The 19836-nt window shown below is 71.3% G+C and carries 18 protein-coding genes; 9 read left to right on the plus strand and 9 right to left on the minus strand.

Going from position 1 to position 19836, the window contains the following annotated elements; translation table 11 throughout:
• From BLV76_RS02165 to BLV76_RS02175, 3 genes are read right to left on the minus strand one after another with little or no spacing between them, the layout of a single operon-like run.
• Window positions 1-855, minus strand: coding sequence for a carbohydrate ABC transporter permease (locus BLV76_RS02165; protein ID WP_245734505.1), 855 nt, complete (start codon window positions 853-855; stop codon window positions 1-3).
• 5 nt (window positions 856-860) lie between these two features.
• Window positions 861-1859: a carbohydrate ABC transporter permease gene (locus tag BLV76_RS02170; protein WP_245734506.1), complete on the minus strand. Its 999-nt coding sequence runs from the start codon at window positions 1857-1859 to the stop codon at window positions 861-863.
• A gap of 10 nt (window positions 1860-1869) precedes the next feature.
• Entirely contained in the window at window positions 1870-3153 is a 1284-nt protein-coding gene (locus tag BLV76_RS02175; RefSeq protein ID WP_090967656.1) for an ABC transporter substrate-binding protein, read from the minus strand.
• 191 nt (window positions 3154-3344) lie between these two features.
• On the opposite strand from BLV76_RS02175, the gene BLV76_RS02180 reads away from it, so the two are divergent.
• Both BLV76_RS02180 and BLV76_RS02185 read left to right on the plus strand, forming a co-directional pair.
• Window positions 3345-5189, plus strand: coding sequence for an Ig-like domain repeat protein (locus BLV76_RS02180; RefSeq protein ID WP_090967657.1), 1845 nt, complete (start codon window positions 3345-3347; stop codon window positions 5187-5189).
• Between the two features lie 79 nt (window positions 5190-5268).
• Window positions 5269-6783, plus strand: a complete 1515-nt coding sequence (locus BLV76_RS02185) for a sensor histidine kinase (protein ID WP_090967658.1) — start codon at window positions 5269-5271, stop codon at window positions 6781-6783.
• 6 nt (window positions 6784-6789) lie between these two features.
• Here the strand turns inward: BLV76_RS02185 and BLV76_RS02190 are convergent, their stop codons facing one another.
• Genes BLV76_RS02190 through BLV76_RS02200 form a run of 3 tightly spaced genes read right to left on the minus strand, consistent with a single transcriptional unit; the run spans window position 6790 to window position 8122 of the window.
• Entirely contained in the window at window positions 6790-7437 is a 648-nt protein-coding gene (locus tag BLV76_RS02190; RefSeq protein WP_090967659.1) for an HAD family hydrolase, read from the minus strand.
• Complete coding sequence (locus BLV76_RS02195; protein WP_090967660.1) at window positions 7434-7892, minus strand: PTS sugar transporter subunit IIA; 459 nt, start codon at window positions 7890-7892, stop codon at window positions 7434-7436. The genes BLV76_RS02190 and BLV76_RS02195 overlap by 4 nt, the downstream gene beginning before the upstream one ends.
• A complete protein-coding gene (locus BLV76_RS02200) occupies window positions 7889-8122 on the minus strand; it encodes a PTS sugar transporter subunit IIB (protein WP_090967661.1) in 234 nt (77 codons plus the stop codon). The genes BLV76_RS02195 and BLV76_RS02200 overlap by 4 nt, the downstream gene beginning before the upstream one ends.
• A gap of 137 nt (window positions 8123-8259) precedes the next feature.
• Here BLV76_RS02200 and BLV76_RS22750 point away from each other — a divergent pair, with 137 nt between their 5' ends.
• Genes BLV76_RS22750 through nagA form a run of 4 tightly spaced genes read left to right on the plus strand, consistent with a single transcriptional unit; the run spans window position 8260 to window position 11450 of the window.
• Window positions 8260-8568 (plus strand): GntR family transcriptional regulator, encoded by a 309-nt coding sequence (locus tag BLV76_RS22750; RefSeq protein ID WP_217630236.1) that lies wholly within the window; start codon window positions 8260-8262, stop codon window positions 8566-8568.
• Window positions 8532-9050, plus strand: a complete 519-nt coding sequence (locus BLV76_RS22755; RefSeq protein ID WP_217630237.1) for a GntR family transcriptional regulator — start codon at window positions 8532-8534, stop codon at window positions 9048-9050. Before BLV76_RS22750 ends, BLV76_RS22755 begins: the two co-directional genes overlap by 37 nt.
• Window positions 9047-10318, plus strand: coding sequence for a PTS transporter subunit EIIC (locus BLV76_RS02210; protein WP_090967662.1), 1272 nt, complete (start codon window positions 9047-9049; stop codon window positions 10316-10318). The genes BLV76_RS22755 and BLV76_RS02210 overlap by 4 nt, the downstream gene beginning before the upstream one ends.
• Window position 10319: 1 nt before the next feature.
• Window positions 10320-11450, plus strand: a complete 1131-nt coding sequence (gene nagA, locus BLV76_RS02215; protein WP_090967663.1) for an N-acetylglucosamine-6-phosphate deacetylase — start codon at window positions 10320-10322, stop codon at window positions 11448-11450.
• A 37-nt stretch (window positions 11451-11487) separates the two neighbouring features.
• Here nagA and BLV76_RS02220 read toward each other — a convergent pair whose 3' ends face one another.
• From BLV76_RS02220 to BLV76_RS02230, 3 genes are read right to left on the minus strand one after another with little or no spacing between them, the layout of a single operon-like run.
• Window positions 11488-12414: a carbohydrate ABC transporter permease gene (locus BLV76_RS02220; RefSeq protein ID WP_175539540.1), complete on the minus strand. Its 927-nt coding sequence runs from the start codon at window positions 12412-12414 to the stop codon at window positions 11488-11490.
• Complete coding sequence (locus tag BLV76_RS02225; protein WP_090967664.1) at window positions 12411-13352, minus strand: carbohydrate ABC transporter permease; 942 nt, start codon at window positions 13350-13352, stop codon at window positions 12411-12413. Before BLV76_RS02225 ends, BLV76_RS02220 begins: the two co-directional genes overlap by 4 nt.
• A gap of 3 nt (window positions 13353-13355) precedes the next feature.
• Entirely contained in the window at window positions 13356-14684 is a 1329-nt protein-coding gene (locus tag BLV76_RS02230) for an ABC transporter substrate-binding protein (protein ID WP_217630238.1), read from the minus strand.
• A gap of 167 nt (window positions 14685-14851) precedes the next feature.
• Between BLV76_RS02230 and BLV76_RS02235 the strand changes: the two genes are divergently transcribed.
• Genes BLV76_RS02235 through BLV76_RS02245 form a run of 3 tightly spaced genes read left to right on the plus strand, consistent with a single transcriptional unit; the run spans window position 14852 to window position 19811 of the window.
• A complete protein-coding gene (locus BLV76_RS02235; protein WP_090967666.1) occupies window positions 14852-16873 on the plus strand; it encodes a beta-galactosidase in 2022 nt (673 codons plus the stop codon).
• A complete protein-coding gene (locus BLV76_RS02240) occupies window positions 16873-17682 on the plus strand; it encodes a DeoR/GlpR family DNA-binding transcription regulator (RefSeq protein WP_090967667.1) in 810 nt (269 codons plus the stop codon). The genes BLV76_RS02235 and BLV76_RS02240 overlap by 1 nt, the downstream gene beginning before the upstream one ends.
• A 35-nt stretch (window positions 17683-17717) precedes the next feature.
• Window positions 17718-19811, plus strand: a complete 2094-nt coding sequence (locus BLV76_RS02245; RefSeq protein ID WP_245734508.1) for an alpha-galactosidase — start codon at window positions 17718-17720, stop codon at window positions 19809-19811.
• The last annotated feature ends 25 nt before the right edge of the window (window positions 19812-19836 follow it).

Here is a 19836-nt window from a genome sequence, read left to right on the forward strand (position 1 = left end):
TCATCCCTTCACCGCGCCCTGGAGTCCGTTCACGATCCGTCCCTGGAGGGCTAGGAAGAGTATGAGTGCCGGCAGGGTCGCCACGGTGGTGAAGGCCAGCACCCCGGCGGTGTCGGCGGAGTACTGGGTGGAGTAGTCGGCCACGCCCAGGGGCAGGGTGCGCATCTCGCCCTGCAGGACGAGCAGCGGAAGCAGGTAGGAGTTCCACGACCCGACGAACGCCAGCACGCCGACGGTGATCAGGGCAGGACGACTCAGGGGCACCGCGATCCGCCAGAAGACGCCGATCCGTGACGCCCCGTCGATGAGTGCGGCCTCCTCGAGCTCGCGCGGCAGCGCCATCAGGAAGGGCCGGAGGATGACGACGGTCACCGGCAGCGCGAAGGCGGCCTGCGGCAGCGCGACCCCCCACCACGTGTTCGACAGCTGGAGGTCGCGGCTGATGAAGATCGACAGCGGGATGATCGCCGTCGCGAGGGGGAAGAGCAGACCGAGGACGAAGACCATGAAGATCGGCTCGCGGCCCCGGAACTGGTAGCGGGCCAGCGGGTAGGCGGCCATCACACCGGCGCCCACCGCGATCACCGTGGTCAGCGCGGCCACCGCCATCGAGTTGGTGGCGTAGCGCCAGAAGTCGGGGTTGGTGAACACCGCCGAGTAGTTGTCGAACCGCCAGGGGCTCGGCAGGCCGGCGGGGTCGCGGGCCAGCTGCTCGTTGGACCGGAAGCCGTTGAGCGCCCCGTAGACGACCGGTCCGACGCTCAGCGCCACGACCGCGAGCGCGACGACGTACACGGCGGGACCACCGCCGCCGTGGGCGGTCCGGCGCCGGCGTGACGGCTGGGTGGGGGACACGGGGCTCACCTCTCGACGTGCGTGTCGCGCCGCAGCACGATCCGCTGGTAGAGCGCGGCCATCACCACGCCGATGACGAACAGGACCACGGAGGCCGCTCCCGCGATGCCGTAGTTGCCGCGCTGGGTGCCCTGGGTGATGAGGTAGGTCGCCATGGTCGTGGTGGCGTTCGCCGGACCACCGCCGGTCAGCACCCACACCATGTCGAAGAGCTGGAGCGATCCGATCATCGACAGGAAGCACCAGGTGCGGATCGTCGGTCCCAGCAGGGGGATGACGATGCGCCACTGGGTCTGCCACCAGGATGCGCCGTCGAGCTGGGCCGCCTCGTGGACGTCGGCCGGGACGGTCTGCAGTCCCGCCAGGAAGAGCAGGATCGCCAGGCCCAGGTACTTCCACGTCAGGACCGCCATGATCGCCCAGAGCGCCAGCCCCGGTGTGCCGAGGAAGCCCTGGTCGGGCGGGGTGATGCCGACCCCGCCGAGCAGACCGTCCACCACACCGCTGCCGGGGAGCAGCAGCTGGAACCAGATCACGCCTGCGATCACCTCGGCGAGCACGTAGGGCACGAAGATCAAGGTGCGCGCCAGGCCACGCCCTCGCATCGAGCGGTCGAGCAGGAGTGCCACTCCCAGCCCCAGGGGCAGCTGGATCAGGATGCTGAGGACGACGATGACCAGGTTGTGCGTCACCGCCTGGGTGAACACGTCGTCGGTGATCACCCGCCGGTAGTTGTCCAGCCCCACGAAGTCGTCCATCGGGCCGAACCCACGCCAGCGGTAGAGCGACATCCGCACGGCAGAGGCGACGGGCCACGCCACGAACATCCCCAGGAGCACCAGCGCGGGGAGGACGAGGACGAGGATCTCCAGCCGCTCACGCCACTGCGGGCGTCGTCCTGGCCGCGGGACGCGACGCGTCGGCGATGCGACGGGTCGCGCCCCCTGCGCGGGAGCAGCCGTCCCCGTGTCCGGGGCGGTGGTCGAGGCGTGTTGCAGGCTCACAGGTGCTGGCTCACCCCTGCTCGTCGGCGGCCTGCTGCATGGCGTCCACGACGTCCTGCGGGCTGGCCTGGCCGGCGAACATGAGGGCGATCTCGTCGTTCATGGCGCCCCCGATCGACTCGCCGAAGGCGGTGTCGAAGTAGAGCTGGACGAAGGGCGCGTCGTCACGGACCTGGATCAGGTCCGCGAGCACCGGGTCGCTGACGGCGTCCGTCGCGGCCGGGAGGGTGGGCAGGCCCATGTCGTTCTCGGCGAAGCCCCTCTGGACGTCCTCGCTCAGCAGGTACTTCACCAGGTCGACGGCAGCGTCGGGCGCGTCCTGCGCGACGGCCCACGCGTCTCCGCCCCCGAGCGCGGCGGCCGGGTCGCCGGCACCGCCCTCGACCGCGGGGAACGGGAACCAGCCGGTCTTCGCCCCGAGTCCCTTGCCGTCGTCGGTCAGGCCCTGCATCACGCCGGGCTCCCAGTGGCCCTGCATCTCGCTGGCCACCTTCCCGGTGGCGAGCAGGCCCGATGCCGAGGTGGCGCCCTCCTGTGCCGGTGTGGCGAGGAAGCCCTTGTTGAACGGTTCGGTGCCGATGAGGTCCTGGACCACCTCCCCCGCCTCGACGAAGCACGGGTCGGAGAAGTCCAGGTCGGTCACGGCCTGGGTGAGCACGTCCTGGCTGCAGGTCCGCACGGCGGCGTAGTACCAGTAGTGCGCGGCCGGCCACTTGTCCCCCGCGCCCAGGGACAGCGGGGTCATGCCGTCGGCCTTCAGGTCGGCGTTGACCGCCTCCCACTCGGACATCGTCGTGGGCGGCTCGACGCCCGCTGCGGCGAAGTCGTCGGTGTTGTACCAGACCCCGACGACTCCCAGGGAGAACGGCAGCGCGTAGGTGCGGTCGTCGACCTGCCACCCGGCGACGGAACCGCCGATGGCCTCGATCTCGTCGGCAGCGTCCTCGGTCAGGTCGCGGGTCAGGCCGGCGTCGACGTGGGCGGCGAGCTCACCGCCGCCGCGCTCCATGTAGACGTCGGGCATGTCGCCGCTCTGGAAGGCGGCGGCGAGCTTGTCGACCATGTCCTCGTGGGCCATCGCCGTGACCTCGACGGTGGTGCCGGGGTGGTCGGCCTCGAAGTCCGCCGCGACCTTCTCGTAGTAGCCCTTGCCCGGTTCGTTGTTGGAGTTGTGCCACCACGTGATGGTGTTGTCGTCACCGCTGGCGGAGTCGTCACCGCCGCCGCAGGCAGCCGTCAACGACATCCCCACGCACAGCAGGGCAAGCGCCGCGCCTCGTGTCTGCTTCCGCATCTCGATCGGTCCTCTCCGCCCACGCCCCTATGACGTAGGTCACACCTGTGCAGCGTGCAGCACGGCGAGCGGAGGTGTCAATCGATGTCGATAACGATTTCCACACTGCTGTCCACGCGTCGCAGACGTCGGAGGGAGTCGATCTGGAGATTCGCCTGCGGCCCGGGGTACCGCATCCCTAGCGTTCGCCCATGCGTCGATCCGTCGGCAGCCGCATCGGCGCCACGTCAGCCCTGTCCCTGCTGCTCGCCGCGGGCGCGCTCGCCACGGTCCCCGGGACCGTGCAGGCCTCCGGGTCGTCCGTCGGGACGGCATCCGACGTCGACCTGCCGCGACCGGCGCGGGGTGCGAGCGCCGTACGCCTCCTCGGGGACCAGGTCGACGAGGCCGCCGCGCTCAACGGCATGACCGGTCCCGAGCTCGACGAGCTCCTCACGACCGACCGCACCGCCTGGCTCGACCTCGCGGGCCGCGTGTTCTTCAAAGAGAATGGCTTCTCCGCGCCCGCCACCGGACCCGTCGAAGCGGTCGCTCCCCTCGACCAGACTTTCGCGCTGCACAGCAAGGCGGACTCGGCCCGGACGATCTTCCTCGACTTCGACGGTGGCACCGCGAGCGGCACCAGCTGGCACGCCACCAACGCGTCCGTCCCGACGACCCAACCCGGCTGGGACCCCTCTGGCAATGGAGCCGCCTTCGACGACCTGGAGAAGGCGAAGATCCAGGCCGTCTGGGCGGCGGTGGCGGAGGACTACGCACCGTTCGACGTCGACGTCACGACGCAGGACCCCGGACCAAGCGCGATCCACCGGTCGAGCCCCGCCGACACCACCTACGGGTCGCACGTCCTGATCACGCCGAGCACCGGCGCGCAATCGGCCATCTGTCGCGGCGGCTGCGGCGGGGTCGCCTACCTCCGGGCCTTCGGGCAGACGCAGGCGCCCGGCGGGGACGGCTACGGCTACTACCAGCCAGCCTGGGTCTTCCCCCAGTCGCTGTCCAATTCCTCCAAGGCCATCGCCGAGGCCGCCAGCCACGAGGTCGGGCACAACCTCGGCCTCGACCACGACGGCAGCTCGACCGGGAACCCGGACTACGACGCAGGACACGGCGCGTGGGCGCCGATCATGGGCGTCGGCTACTACAAGGCGATCAGCCAGTGGAGCAAGGGCGACTACAACGGAGCCAACGAGCATCAGGACGATGTCGCGATCATCACCAGTGTCGTCGGGCTGCGCACCGACGAGGCGCCGCCGACGATCGTGGGCGCACCAGCGCTCCCCGGCTCGACGGCCTACATCGCCGCACGCGCCGACGTCGACACGTACGCCCTCGGCACCTGCTCCGGACCCGTGACCGTCGACGCCGAGCCGCTCGCGGCAGCCACGAACCTCGACATCGGACTGAGCCTCCTCGACGCGACCGGCCAGGTCGTCGCCAGTGCCGACCCGCCCTCGGCACAGGTCAGCGACACCACCGCCTCGGGCATGGACGCCTCGCTCAGCCGGACACTGGCGTCGGGCCAGTACTACGTGGCGGTCGACGGCGTCGGCAACGGCACGTGGACCACGGGGTACGACGACTACGGCTCGCTCGGCGCGTACACCCTGTCCCGCACCGGGAGCTGCGACGGTGTCGCCCCGGTCACGTGGACGCCCACACCGACGCCGACGCCGACCCCCACGACCCCGCCGGCCACCACCCCGACCACCCCGACGGTCCCGACCACCCCGCCGGGCTCGACGAGCTCGTCCCCGCCGGCACCCGCGACCCTGCGGGTCAAGGCGCCGGCGACCGCGAGGGCCGGGAGCCGTCCCAGGGTCGTGGTGACCGTGGACCGCGGATCGGTCGCCGCCACCGGCACGGTGGTGGTCACGGCGGGGAAGAAGTCGTGGACGCTCGCCCTCTCGTCCGGCACCGCGAAGGTGCGGCTGCCGAGGGTGAAGGCGGGCAGGCTGCGGATCAGCGTCCGCTACTCCGGCGACGCGACCACGCTGCCGGCGACGTCGACGTGGGTCATCAAGGTCAAGCGCTGACCGGAGACCAGAACGGCGATCCACACCCCCGCACGTGACGAGCGTCCCCTACTCTGGGCCGCACCACCAAGGGGAGCCAGTGCTGGACGAGACCGACACCGCCAGGCCGCGCGACGGCCTCGCGATCCTTGCCGAGGGCGTGGACGCGCTCGCCGAGTTCGGGGGCGAGGACGCCTACGAGCTCCTGCAGGAGGTGGCCCGTGTCGCAGCCGGCTCCGACGCCGCGCACACCGGGATCGGTCGCAACCAGGGGATGGTCGACACCGTCGGGGTCCTGCTCGCCGCCCACATGCGCGCCTCGGCCAGGCGCCGGGTCGAGCGCCGCCGGACCCAGCTCCGCAACGCCGTGGCCGAGGTGGTGGAGGCGGCCGTCAAGGACCGTGACGTCGAGAGGGTGATCTCGGAAGCGGTCCGCGTCCTCCAGCGCGTGATGGACAGCCAGCTCGCCACGATCCAGGCCTTCGGGTCCGACGACCCGATGAGCGCCGGTCGCGACTACGGCGCGTCCCACCCCCCGGAGGTCGAGGACCTCATCACGCCGGAGGTCGTCGAGCGCGCCGGTCTGGCGGCCCAGGTCTGCTGGGAGCGGCAGACGGCCTCGCTGCACCACCTCGACGAGCCCGACGCCGAGCCGTTGACGACACCGGAGGGGCGCGACTTCGCCCTGGGCTTCATGCGGACGCTCGGGGCCAGGGAGATGCTGCTCGCGCCGCTCGGCGCCGACGGCCGGTGCGTCGGGTGGATCGTGCTCACCCGCGCCGACGGCCACGAGCCGTTCAGCCTCGACGACGTCGACGCCGTCCTGGCGATCGGCCGCGAGGTCGGCAACGCCGTCCGCCACGCGCAGGCCTTCGAGCGGCAGGTCGAGCTCATCGACCAGCTGCGCGAGCTGAGCAACTACAAGAGCTGGTTCACCGCGACCCTGGCCCACCAGCTCCGCAACCCGTTGACCAGCATCAGCCTGCACCTGGACGAGCTGACCGCCCTCCGCGACGGCCGCGCCGGGACGCCGGCGGAGGTGAGCGGAGGGCTCGAGGCGATCGAGCGCTCCGCCCGCATCATCGAGGACAGTGTCGAGTCGCTCCTGTCGCTCGCCCGCCTGGAGGAGCCCGGCAAGCCGGCGGCGCGGGAGCTCGTCGACCTCGACCTGCTGGTGATGCGCTGCGCCGACGCCTACGAACGCATCGCCCGCTCGGGTGGCGTCGAGCTCGAGACCTCCGACGTGGCTGCCGGGACGCAGGTGACCGGCGACGCCGGCGAGCTCGAGATGATCGTCGACAACGTCCTGGGCAACGCCGTGAAGTACAGCTCGGCGGGAGGCGTCGTACGCCTGGGCGTGTGCGCGGACGGCGACGGCACGCTGCTCACCTGCTCCGACGACGGCATCGGCATGGGCGAGCACGACCTGGCCCTGATGTTCAGCCCGTTCCACCGGGCGACCGAGGCCCACGACCGCCGGATCCCCGGCTCCGGCCTGGGCCTCGCCATCGTCAAGGCCGCGGTCGACCGGCACGGCGGGACGATCCGGGCCGACTCGGCGCCGGGCCGCGGGACGCGCATCGAGATCAGGCTGCCGACGCTGACGCGCGGCTGAGGGACCTCAGTCGAGCAGGTCCACCAGTGGGCGCGCGTCGTCGTGCACCTCGACCGCCCCGGCGCTGCGGAGCTCCGCGGCGTCGTGGGTGGTCGTGATCCCGTGCACGCGCCGCACACCGGCGGCGAGCGCGGCGCGGATGCCCGCGGGCGAGTCCTCGGCCGCCACCGCCGCGGCGGGGTCGACGCCGAGGCGCTCGCAGGCGAGCGCGAAGCCCTCCGGATCGGGCTTGCCTGCCGACACGTCGAGCGCGGTGACGACCAGGTCGACGCTGCCGACACCGAGCCCGAGCGAGGCCAGGGAGCGCTCGACCCACGAGGGTGGAGCACTCGTGACGATCGCGACGGGCGTGCCCGTGGCGCGGGCGCCGAGGATCAGCTCACGGGCACCCGCCACGGGGTCGGGATCCTCGTCGGGGACGTGCTCGAGGATCTCGTCGAGCACGGCCTGCGGGTCGTGGCCGGACCACGGGCCGGGTTCGGCCTCGAGCACGTCGAGCGCTCTGCGGCCGGTGAAGATGGTCAGGTCGGGGACGTCCCAGCCCTTCTCCGCGAAGTAGATCCGGTAGCCCTCGCGGTGCAGGGGCTCGGAGTTGACGAGGGTGCCGTCGAGGTCGAGCAGGAGTGCCGAGATGCCCGCGGGGGCGCCCGTCATGCGGTGCCGAACAGCAGGTCGCCCGCGACCACGTCGCCGCCGATCGCGTCGCTCGAGACCGAGCCCTTCGGGGCGTCCATCAGCACGACCGGCACCACGGGCGACACGTCCTGGCCGCCGGCGGTCGCGGGGAGGGCGGACGGGTCCCACGTGATCATCGGGTCGCCGGCGGCGACCTCGCTGCCCTGCTCGGCGACGACCTCGAAGCCCTCGCCGTCGAGGCGGACCGTGTTGATGCCGAGGTGGACCAGGACGCCGACGCCGTCCCCCATCACCACGAAGGCGTGGGGCATCACCTTGAGCACCTTGCCGGCGATCGGCGACACGACGGTGACCGGGCCGGCGGCCGGCTCGATGGCCACGCCGGGGCCGACCATCTCCTCGGCGAAGACCGGGTCGGGGACATCGACCATGGCGATGACCCTCCCCGCGCACGGGGACAGCACGTCGGTCACATCAGGTCCTCGATGTCGTCGGCGAGGTTGTCCGCCTCCGGGCCGACGACGACTTGGACGACGGTGCCGCTCGCCATCACGCCGTGCGCGCCGGCGGCCTTGAGGGCGGCCTGGTCCACGAGGGCCCCGTCCTTGACCTCGGTGCGGAGCCGGGTGATGCACGCCTCGATCTCGACCACGTTGTCGGCTCCGCCGAGTCCGGCCAGGATCTGCTCTGCCTTGCTGCTCATGTCGTGTGCCTTTCGTCCGGTGACACCGGGTCGACCGTGTGGGGTTGTCCTTGACAACTCGACCGCGCCACCACCATGCTCGTCAACTGGTACGTACCAGACCGTACCAATACGGACCACCGATGGTAAGGCGGCGCATGGCCCGCAGGATCGACGACGGCCCGCGGCCCAAGCACGTCCAGCTGAGCGACGTGCTGGCCGAGCTCGCGACCCGCGACCTCGGTCCCGACGCGGCCATCCCGTCCGAGCGCGACCTGATGGCGACGTACGACGTCTCGCGCGCCACCGTGCGCAAGGCGATCGACAGCCTCGTCGCGGGGGCCTGCTCCACCGGATCCAGGGCAAGGGCACCTTCGTCGCGCGTCCCCGCGTCGAGAGCCACCTGCACCTGGCGTCGTTCTCCGACGACATGCGCCGTCGCGGTCTCGAGCCCTCCACGCGCCTGATGCTCGTCGACGAGGAGCGGCCGCCCGCCGAGGTGGCCCGCTCGCTGCGCCTCGGCGCCCGCGGCACCGCCTGGCGCATCGACCGCGTGCGCCTGGCCGACGGCGCGCCGATGGCGATCGAGCAGGGCTGGTACCCCCAGGCGCTGCTGCCCGACCTCGACACCGAGGACCTCACCGGCTCCCTCTACACGCTCTTCGCCTCGCGCTACGGCCTCGTCATCGACGCCGCCGAGCAGACCCTGTGGGGCGAGGCGGCCGAGGGCGCGACCGCGCGCCGCCTCGAGGCCCCGACCCACACCCCGCTCCTCGTCTTCCGCCGCGTGTCCAGCGCGGCCGGCACCCCGGTCGAGCACGTCGTCTCGCGCTATCGCGGCGACCGCTACCAGGTGCACATGAACCTCGGCGCCACCCCGGGCGCCAGTGGGAGGCCTGGCTCTCGGGCAGGCACGAACAGCACCACCGGAAGGAAACGGTCCTCATGACCACAACCGACGCCGCCGCGGGCGGCACCACGAAGCGCAAGATCAACCTCGCGCCGATCCAGAAGTTCGGGCGCAGCCTGATGCTCCCGATCGCGGCCCTCCCCGTGGCGGCACTGCTCCTGCGCCTGGGTTCCGCCGACCTGCTCGGCGCCGACGGGCTGGGCTGGGACAACGTCGCGGCCGTCATCGGCGCTGCCGGTGGGGCCTTGTTCGACAACCTGCCGTTGCTGTTCGCGGTCGGCATCGCGATCGGTATGGCCAAGAAGGCGGACGGCTCGACAGCCCTCGCTGCAGTGGTCGGCTACCTGGTCTTCAAGGGCGTCGGCAACGTGATGTCTCCCTACATCGTCGAGGGATCGACTGTCGACGCCGCGAAGCTCGGTACCGACGGCATCCAGTACGGCGTCCTTGGCGGCATCGTCACTGGTCTCGTGAGCGCCTTCTTGTGGCAGCGGTACCACCGGATCTCGCTCCCGCCTTACCTCGCCTTCTTCGGTGGTCGACGCTTCGTCCCGATCATCACATCCTTCGCGATGCTGGTGATCTCGGTGCTGATGAGCTTCGTCTACCCGGCCTTCGACAGTGGTCTGACCTGGCTCGGCGAGTCCGTGACCGGCAACGCCGTCCTCGGCGGCTTCATCTACGGCACGCTCAACCGCCTGCTCATCCCGCTGGGCCTGCACCATATCCTCAACAACCCGCCGTGGTTCGTCTTCGGCGAGTACACCGACAGCAGCGGCGCCGTCTGGAACGGTGACATCCAACGCTTCCTGCACGGCGACCCGACTGCCGGAGCCTTCATGACCGGCTTCTTCCCGATCATGATGTTCGCCCTGCCCGCCGCCGCGATCGCCATCTGGCACGAGGCCAAGCCCCAGAACAAGAAGCTCGTCGGCGGCATCATGCTCTCGGCCGCGCTGACCGCCTTCCTCACCGGCGTCACCGAGCCGCTCGAGTTCGCCTTCATGTTCGTGGCATTCCCGCTCTACGTCATCCACGCCGTCCTCACCGGCACGTCGATGGCACTGGTCAACGCGCTCGGGATCAAGGACGGGTTCGGCTTCTCCGCCGGACTCTTCGACTACGTGCTGAACTTCAACATCGCCACGAAGCCGCTGCTGATCATCCCGATCGGCTTGGCCTACGCGGTCGTCTACTACTTCCTGTTCCGGTTCGTGATCCGGAAGTGGAACCTGAAGACCCCCGGCCGCGAGGACGAGGGTGACGTCGCCGGCGGATCGATCCTCGAGCAGGACAACAAGGCCTGACGTGCTCCTCGCCGCAGCACAGGTGGTCACCCCGGCGCGGATCCTCGCGCCGGGGTGGCTGCGCCTCGACGGCGACCGCATCGCCGAGGTCGGGGAGGGCACGCCACCGCGCACCCCCGACGTCGACCTCGGCGCTGCGACCGTCGTCCCCGGCTTCATCGACCTGCACGTCCACGGTGGAGGCGGCGCGAGCTTCGACACCGGTACGGCGGACGCGGCGGCCACCGTCGCCGACGCGCACCTGGCGCACGGCACCACGTCGATGGCCGCCAGCCTCGTCACCGACACCCCGCAGCGGATGGCCGACGCCGTCCGCGAGCTCGCCCTGCTGGTCGAGGACGGCCACCTCGCCGGCGTGCACCTCGAGGGGCCGTGGCTCAGCCCGCAGCGCTCAGGAGCGCACCAACCCGGCTCACTCGCCGCGCCGACCCCGGCCGCGATCGAGGCGCTCCTCGACGCCGGCGGCGGCGCCGTGCGGATGGTCACCCTCGCCCCCGAGCTGCCCGGCGGCATCGACGCCGTCCGGCAGCTCGCGGAGCGCGGGGTGGTCGCCGCGATCGGCCACACGGATGCGACGTACGACGTCTCCCGCGAGGCGCTCGACGCGGGCGCCCGGCTCGGCACCCACCTCTTCAACGCGATGCGCCCGCTCCACCACCGCGAGCCCGGCCCGGTGGGCGCGCTCCTCGACTCCCCCGTCGACGTCGAGCTGATCGCCGACGGCGTGCACCTGCACCCGGCGGTCCTGCGCACCGTGTTTGCCGCGAAGCCCGACCAGTGCGTGCTGGTCACCGACGCGATGGCGGCCGCGGGTGCGCCCGACGGCGACTACGCGCTGGGCCCGATGGCGATCGAGGTCCGCGACGGGGTCGCCCGCCTCGCCTCGTCCGGCGGCGACGGCGCCATCGCCGGCTCCACCCTCACCATGGACGCGGCGGTGCGCTACGCCGTTCGCACGGCCGGGCTGCCGCTGCTCGACGTCGTTCGGGCAGCGAGCACGACGCCCGCCCGCGTGTGGGGGCTGGCCGACGTCGGCGCGGTCGAGGCGGGACGACGTGCCGACCTGGTCGTGCTGGACGCGGACCTCGACGTGCTGCGGGTGATGCGCGCGGGAGCCTGGGTCGGCTACTGACCCGAACCTCGGCCCCGCCCCCGCGCGCCCTCCCGCGTCAGCCCTTGGTCGAGCCCAGGGTCAGGCCGGAGACGAACTGCTTCTGCAGCGCGAAGAAGACCACCAGCACCGGCAGCGCCACCAGGATCGAGCCCGCCGCGACCAAGTTGGTGTCGGTGAAGAACTGGCCGCGCAGGTTGTTGAGCGCGGAGGTCACGGGGTACTTGTCGCCCTGCTGGAGCAGGACCGTCGCCCAGAAGAACTCGTTGTAGACCCAGGTCACCTGCAAGGTGGCGAGCGCCGCCAGCGCGGGTCGTACGAGCGGCATGGTGAGCTGCCAGTACTGCCGCCAGACACTCGCTCCGTCGAGCTCGGCCGACTCGTAGATCTCGTGCGGCAACGTCTTCATGTAGTTGCTGAGGACGAACGTGCAGAAGCCCAGCTGGAACGCGGTGTTGATCAGGATGAGCGACCAGAAGCTGTTGAGCATCGACCCGGAGTCGCTCATGAACATCGGCAGCGGGATCTCGCGGAAGATCCGGAAGATGGGGATGAGCAGCGCCTGCGGCGGGAGCAGGTTGGCGGCCAGGAACACGCCGAGCAGGGTGAGGTTGAGCCGGAAGCTGAACCGGGCGAGCACGAAGCCGACCATCGACGACAGCCACAGCGTCAGCAGCACGGCGGGGACCGTGATCAGCAGCGAGTTCTTGAAGTGCAGGCCGAAGTTCCCGCGCTCCCAGGCCTCCCGGTAGTTGTCGAGCGTCCAGCCGCCGAAGGACAGGTAGCCGTTGGCCTGGGTGTAGTCGTAGTCGCGGAACGAGTTGATCAACGCCCACACCAGCGGGAACAGCCACAGCAGCGCGAGGACGGCCATGATCACCGTCGCGACGGTTCCGCGCGGGCTGTTCAGCCCGCCGCCCGAGCGGGGCGCAGGGGACTTGCCGGACGCCTTCGGCGGGGTCGTGGCGACCACGGTCTCGGTCATCGGTTGCGCTCCTCGCGGAAGACGACCCGCAGGTAGAGGGTGATGAAGATCGACGAGATGAGCATCATGATCACGGCGAGCGCCGACCCGAAGCCGTACCTCGTCGCCTCCCCGATCACGTTCTGGCTGACGAGCGCGGCGATGATCTCGAGACCGTTGCGGCCCTTGTTGATCACCCAGACCAGGTCGAAGGCCCGCAGCGACTCGATCACCACGATGACGATCACGATCATGTTGATGGGCCGCATGACCGGGAAGATGACGTGGAAGAACGTCTTCACCTCGCTGGCGCCGTCGACCGCCGCCGCTTCGCGCAGCGACGCATCGACACCCTTCAGGCCGGCCAGGTAGAGCAGCATGATGTAGCCGGTGTGGCGCCAGGCGGTCGCCACCAGCACCGCCCACAGGTTGATGTCGGGATCGCCGTACCAGTCCACGGTGGTGCCCAGGACCTGGTTGATCAGGCCCTGGTCACGTGAGTAGAACAGCTGCCAGATGAAGCCGATGAGCGCCAGTGACAGCACGACCGGCATGTAGAAGGCGGTCTGGTAGAACCGGCTCCCCTTCATCTCGCGGTCGAGCACGACCGCCAGCAGGACGCCGAGCATCGTCGGGAAGACGAACAGGAACACCAGCCAGATCAGGTTGTGCTGGATCGCCGGCCAGAACGGCGGGTAGATCGTGGCGATGTCCTCGTAGTTCTGCAGGCCGACCCACTCGATCGTGTCGAGCCCGCCGAAGCCGTTCCACTTGGTGAAGGACAGCAGGACAGAACCCAGCGCCGGGACCCAGACCAGGCCGACGACCAGCACGGTCGGGAGGGTGACCATCGCGATGACGGTCCACCGGTCCCGTCCGGCCAGCTTGCGCTCGCCCCGCGAGCGGGGCGCCTTCCCCTCGGTCGGCGCGTCCTGCGGCGCCGTGTCGATGTCGGTCATGCGTCAGCCGAAGATCGAGGCGGCCTGCTCCTGGATGCTGGCCGTGACCCCGTCGATGTCGTTGGGGTCCTTCAGGAAGTCCTGGATGGACGGGATCATCACCGTGTTGGCGAAGTCGGCGTTGGTGTCGCGGTCCATGAACTGCGCGATGTTGGCCGCCGCGCTGACGACCTCGACCGACTTCTTCTGCAGGTCGCTGTAGGTCGACGTGCTGGCCCCGTCGTTGGCGGCGATGAAGGGCGCGTCGGCGGCGTTGTTGCCCGCGTCCGCGGCAGCCGCGCTGCCCAGCCACTTCGCCATCGCCTTGCCGGCCTCCTGGTTCTTGCCCGCGGCCGAGACGCAGAAGCCGTCGATCGGGGCGTCGAGCGCGTCGGCGCCGATCGAGGAGTCGAGCTCGGGGAAGGTGAAGAAGTCGAGGTCCTCGCCGTTCTCACCGAGGCCGTCGACGACGAAGGTGCCGAGGAGGTACATCCCGCAGTCGCCCTTGCCCATCGAGGTGGCCGCCTCCTGCCAGGTGCGACCGAGCGGGTCGGCCTGGTGGTAGGGCAGCAGCTTGCGCCAGGTGTCGAAGACCAGCTTGACCTCGTCGCCGTCCCACTTCTCCGTGCCCGCCATGAGGCTCATGTGGAAGTCGAAGCCGTTAAGGCGCATGTTGAGGATGTCGAAGGTGCCCATCGCCGGCCACCCGTCCTTGTCGCCGAAGGCGAACGGGGTGATGCCCTTGCCCTGCATGTCGTCCATCAGGGCCATGAAGTCGTCGTTGGTGGTGGGCGCGGTCCAGCCGTTCTTCTCGAAGACCGACTTCCGGTAGAAGACCGCCCACGGGTAGTAGCTGATCGGCACGAAGTACTGCTTGCCGTCCGAGGCGGTGGCCGCCTGCTTGAACGAGTCGCCCAGGCCGTCGATGGGCCACTGGTCGCTGAGGTCGGTGATCAGCCCGTTGTCGGCGAACTGCGACATCCGGTAGCCCGCGAACCAGGTGAACACGTCGTCGGGCGTGCCCTGGAGGTAGGTGTTGATGCTCTCCTGGAACGTGTTGTGGTCGACCGCGTTGAGCGCGACCTCGGTGCCGGTCTCCTTGGCGTAGGTGTCGGCGATGGCCTTGAGCCGGTCGTAGGCCGGACCCGAGCCCTCCGCCTCGTTGATGCCGAACTTCACCGAGGCGCCCGAGCCGGTGGCCGGACCCTCGTCGCCGCCACCGCACGCGGCGAGCATGTTGGCGCCTCCGACGGCGAGGCCGCTGAGCGCCATGCCGCGCATCACGGAGCGACGCGTGGCCGACATCGTGGCGACGGTGGACCGGGGTACGGCGCTGGAACGGGAACGGGACACGACGGCCTCCAGAAGACAAAAACCAACAGGGACGGACAGCATGTGACGGCCACCACAGACCCGTCAAGGGTGAAACACCCCGCATTTCCGACCAGATCGAACAGTTCCGAACTCTTTTCCACCTCAAGACGTTGACTTTGACATGTGAGGGTCGCCACAGTGACCGCATGCCGACTCCCCTGCCCGCACTGGCCTTCGGTGGTGACTACAACCCCGAGCAGTGGCCCCGCGCCGCCCACGTCGAGGATCGCGCGCTGATGCGGGAGGCGGGGGTCGACCTCGTCACGCTCGGCGTCTTCTCGTGGGCCTGGCTCCAGCCCGGGCCGGACGAGTGGGACTTCGCCTGGCTCGACGAGCAGATGGACGAGCTCCATGCCGCGGGCGTGCGGGTGGACCTGGCGACGGCGACCGCGTCCCCGCCGCCGTGGCTGGCCCGGCAGCATCCCGAGATGCTCCCGGTGACGCAGGACGGCACCACCTTGTGGCCGGGTGGGCGTCAGGCGTTCTGCCCCAGCTCCCCGGTCTACCGCGAGCACGCGCTGGCGCTGTGCACCGCGCTGGCCGAGCGCTACCGCGACCACCCGGCCCTCGCGCTCTGGCACGTGTCCAACGAGCTGGGCTGCCACAACGCCCGCTGCTACTGCGACGTGAGCGCGGTGGCGTTCCGCACCTGGCTGCGCCGGAGGTACGACGACGACGTGGCCCGGCTCAACGACGCCTGGGGCACCGCCTTCTGGTCGCAGCGCTACGACGACTTCGAGCAGGTGCTCCCGCCCCGGTCCGCTCCCACCCACGCCAACCCCACTCAGCAGCTGGACTTCCTGCGGTTCTCCTCCGACCAGTTGCTCGACAACTTCGTCGCCGAGCGCGACGTGCTGCACCGCGTCTCGCCGGGAGTCCCGGTGACCACCAACTTCATGGTCATGCGCCAGACCATGGAGATGGACTACCTGCGCTGGGGACGCGAGCTCGACGTCGTGTCCAACGACCACTACCTGATCTCCGCGGAGCCCACCGGCCACCGCGAGCTCGCCTTCAGCGCCGACCTCACCCGGGGCACCGCGGGCGGGAAGCCGTGGCTGCTGATGGAGCACTCGACCAGCGCGGTGAACTGGCAGCCGCGCAACCGCGCCAAGGTCGACGGCGAGATGATCCGCAACAGCATCACCCACGTCGCCCGCGGCGCCGACGCCGTCCTGTTCTTCCAGTGGCGCGCCTCGCGCGCGGGGGCCGAGAAGTTCCACTCCGGGCTGCTCCCCCACGCCGGCACCGACACCCGCCAGTGGCGCGAGGTCGTCGAGCTCTCGCGCACCCTCGACGCGATCGAGGAGGTCGCGGGCAGCACCGCGCGCAACCGGGCCGCCATCCTCTTCGACTACGAGGCCTGGTGGGGCTGCGAGCTCGACTCCCACCCGAGCGTCGACGTCCGCTACCGCGACCGTGCCGAGGACCTGCACCGCGCGCTCTCGGCCCACGGCGTCGGGGTCGACGTCGTGCACCCCGGCACCGACCTCGCGGGCTACGACCTCGTCGTCGTCCCCACCCTCTACCTCGTCCAGGACGCCACGGTGGCCGCGCTGACGGCCGCGGCCGAGGCCGGGGCGACGGTCGTCATCACCTACTTCAGCGGGATCGTCGACGAGCACGACCACATCCGCCTCGGCGGCTACCCCGGCGCGTTCCGCGACCTGCTCGGCGTGCGCACCACCGAGTTCCTCCCGCTGATGGAGGGCGAGCAGGTCCGCGTCGAGGGGCTGGGCGACGGGGCCGTGGGCGCCGACGTGTGGGCCGAGGACCTCGAGCTGGCGGGTGCCGAGGTCGTGGCGTCCCACGTCGACGGGCCCGCCGTCGGCAAGCCGGCGGTCACCCGGCGTGACGTCGGCTCCGGCGCCGCGTGGTACGTCGCCACCCGCCTCGACGAGGCCGGCACCGACCGGCTGGTGGCGCAGGTGGTCGAGGAGGCCGGCCTCGAGCGGCTCCCCGGCGCATCCGCCTCGGTCGAGGTCACCCGGCGCGTGGGCGAGGACGCGAGCTGGCTCTTCGTGGTCAACCACGACACCGGTCCGGCCTCCGTGCCGGTCCACGGCGTCGAGCTGGTGCGAGGTCACGAGGTCGCGGGCGACCTGGTCGTGCCGGCCGGCGGTGTCGCCGTGGTCCGCGAGGCACCGGCGCCGGGTCGGAGCGCCTGATGCTCGCCGCACAGCGACGGAGCCGGATCCTGGCCGAGCTCAGCCGCGACGGCACCGTGCGCGTCACCGACCTCGTCGAGCTGCTCGGGGTCTCCGACATGACCGTGCGCCGCGACCTCGTCGCGCTGCACCGCGACGGCCTCCTCGAGAAGGTCCACGGCGGCGCGCTCGCCGTGGCCGAGCCGTCGTCGTCCGAGCCGGGGTTCGCCGCGAAGTCCGTCCAGCTGCGGCAGGAGAAGGAGGCGATCGCCGCCGCCGCCGCCACGCTCGTGCACACCGGCATGGCCATCGCGGTCTCCGCCGGCACCACCACCCACGCCCTCACCGAGCACATCGCCCGCATCCCGAACCTCACGGTGGTCACCAACTCCGTGTGGGTCGCCGACGTGCTGCACCGCACCGGCGACGCGACGACCTCGGTGCTGCTCACCGGCGGGCTCCGCACGCCGTCCGACGCGCTCGTCGGTCCGGTCGCGGTCTCGTCGCTGCGCACCCTGCACGTCGACGCGTTCTTCATGGGGGTGCACGGCATGGACGTGCGCGCCGGGTTCAGCACCCCCAACCTCCTCGAGAGCGAGACCAACCGCGCCATGATCGAGCGCTCGCGCCGCCTCATCGTGCTCGCCGACTCCAGCAAGTGGGGAGTGGTCGGGCTCAGCAGCATGGCCGGGCTCTCGGAGGCGTCGGTGCTGGTCACCGACTCCGGGCTCTCCGCGCACGCCAGCGGCGCGCTCGCCGACCACGTCGGCGAGCTGGTGGTCGTCGACCCCGCCGACATGGACGACCTCGACACGGCGGAGGACGCGTGAACGAGTCGGTCCCCACCCACCTCTCACGGTCGGGCGTGAGCCTCGTCGTCGGTCGCGACGCGTCCGGCGTCCCCGTGGTCCTCCACTGGGGTGCCGGCCTCGGCGACGTCGACGACGCCACCCTGCTCGCGCTCGAGGTCGCGCGCCGACCGGGCGTCTCGCGGTCGTCGTACGACCTCCCGCGCCGCACCGGGCTCGTCCCCGACGGCACGCGGGGGTTCAGCGGCACCCCCGGCCTGGCCGGTCACCGCGTCGGCGGCGACGCGCGCGCGGCCGCGCCCAGCCTGGTCGACTGGACCGTGGAGCGTGACGGCGACACCCTCACCTGCACCTCGGTCGACGACGAGGCCGGGTGGCAGGTCGACGTCGAGCTGGCCCTAGACGAGGGTGGCCTCCTGCACGCCCGCACGAGCGTGACCAACACCGTGGCCGGCGACCTCCACCTCTCGTCGGTCCTCACGTCGCTCCCGGTCGCAGCACACGCCACCGAGCTCCTCGACCTCACCGGCCGCTGGTGCAAGGAGCGCACGCCCCAGCGGCACCCGTGGGTGCAGGGCACCCACCGGCGCGACGCCCGCCACGGTCGTACGGGCCACGACGCCACCCTGCTCCTGGTCGCCGGGACGCCCGGCTTCTCCTTCGGCGCCGGCGAGGCGTGGGCTGTCCACACCGCGTGGAGCGGCAACCACACCCACTACGCCGAGCGCACGCCCGAGGGCGACTGCCTGCTGGGTGGCGGCGAGCTGCTGGCACCGGGCGAGGTCGTCCTCGCCACGGGCGAGACCTACCGCTCCCCCGAGCTGCTCGGCTCCTGGTCGCCGGCGGGCCTCGACCCCCTCAGCCACCGCTTCCACGCCCACCTCCGCGCGATCACGCCGCGCGCCCGCACGGAGCGACCCGTCATCGCCAACACCTGGGAGGCGGTCTACTTCGACCAGTCGCTCGAGCGGCTCGCCGAGCTCGCCGACGTCGCGGCGTCGGTCGGCGTGGAGCGCTTCGTCCTCGACGACGGGTGGTTCCTCGGCCGGCGCGACGACACCACGGCCCTCGGTGACTGGACCGTCGACCCCGACGTGTGGCCGCAGGGCCTCGGACCCCTCGTCGAGCACGTGACCGGGCGCGGCATGCAGTTCGGCCTCTGGGTCGAGCCCGAGATGGTCAGCCCCGACTCCGAGACCGCACGACGGCACCCGGAGCGGGTGCTGCGCGGGCGAGCGGCCGTGCCGCCGGCCTGGCGGCGCCAGCAGGTGCTCGACCTCCAGGACGAGGCGGCCTACGCCGACCTGCGCGACGCGCTCCTGGCCCTGCTCGACGAGCTCGACATCGCCTACCTCAAGTGGGACCACAACCGCGACCTCACCGACGTCACCCACGACGGCCGCCCGGCGGTCCACGGACAGACCCTGGCGACCTACACGCTGCTCGACGAGCTGCGCGCGGCCCATCCATCGCTCGAGATCGAGTCGTGCTCGTCGGGCGGGGCGCGGGTCGACGCCGGCGTGCTGGCACGCACCGACCGCGTCTGGGCCAGCGACACCAACGACCCCCTCGAGCGCCAGCACCTGCAGCGCTGGACCTCGCTGCTGGTGCCCCCGGAGCTGATCGGCGCGCACGTCGGACCTCCGACCTCCCACACCACCGAGCGGACGCACACCCTGCGCTACCGCGCCGCCACCGCCCTGCTGCACCACTTCGGGATCGAGTGGGACATGACCGGGCTCGACGAGACCGCCCTGGGCGAGCTGGCGTCGTGGATCGAGCTGCACAAGCGCGTCCGTCCCCTCATCGGCACCGGCACGCTGGTGCACCCGGACCACGCCGACCCCGCCGTGCTCGTCACCGGCGTGGTCGCCGCGGACCGCACCGAGGGGTGGTACGTCGTCGCGACCGTCGCGTCCACCGACACGCAGCACCCGGCGGCGCTGCGACTGACCGGCCTCGACCCGGACCGCCTCTACCGCCTGACGGAGGAGCTGCCCCCGGGACCGGGCGGAGCCGACCTCACCGACTCCTGGTCGGCCTCCGGGTCGACGCTCACCGGTCGGCTGCTGGCCGTGGCCGGTGTCGCGCTACCGGTCCTGCACCCGGAGGAGGCGCGCGTGCTGCGCGTGCGCGCCGTCGACGCCTGAGCCGACTGGTGCACGCGGGCGCCGG

The sequence above is a fragment of the Nocardioides exalbidus genome, from assembly GCF_900105585.1.
In the GTDB taxonomy this organism is placed as follows: Bacteria; Actinomycetota; Actinomycetes; order Propionibacteriales; family Nocardioidaceae; genus Nocardioides; species Nocardioides exalbidus.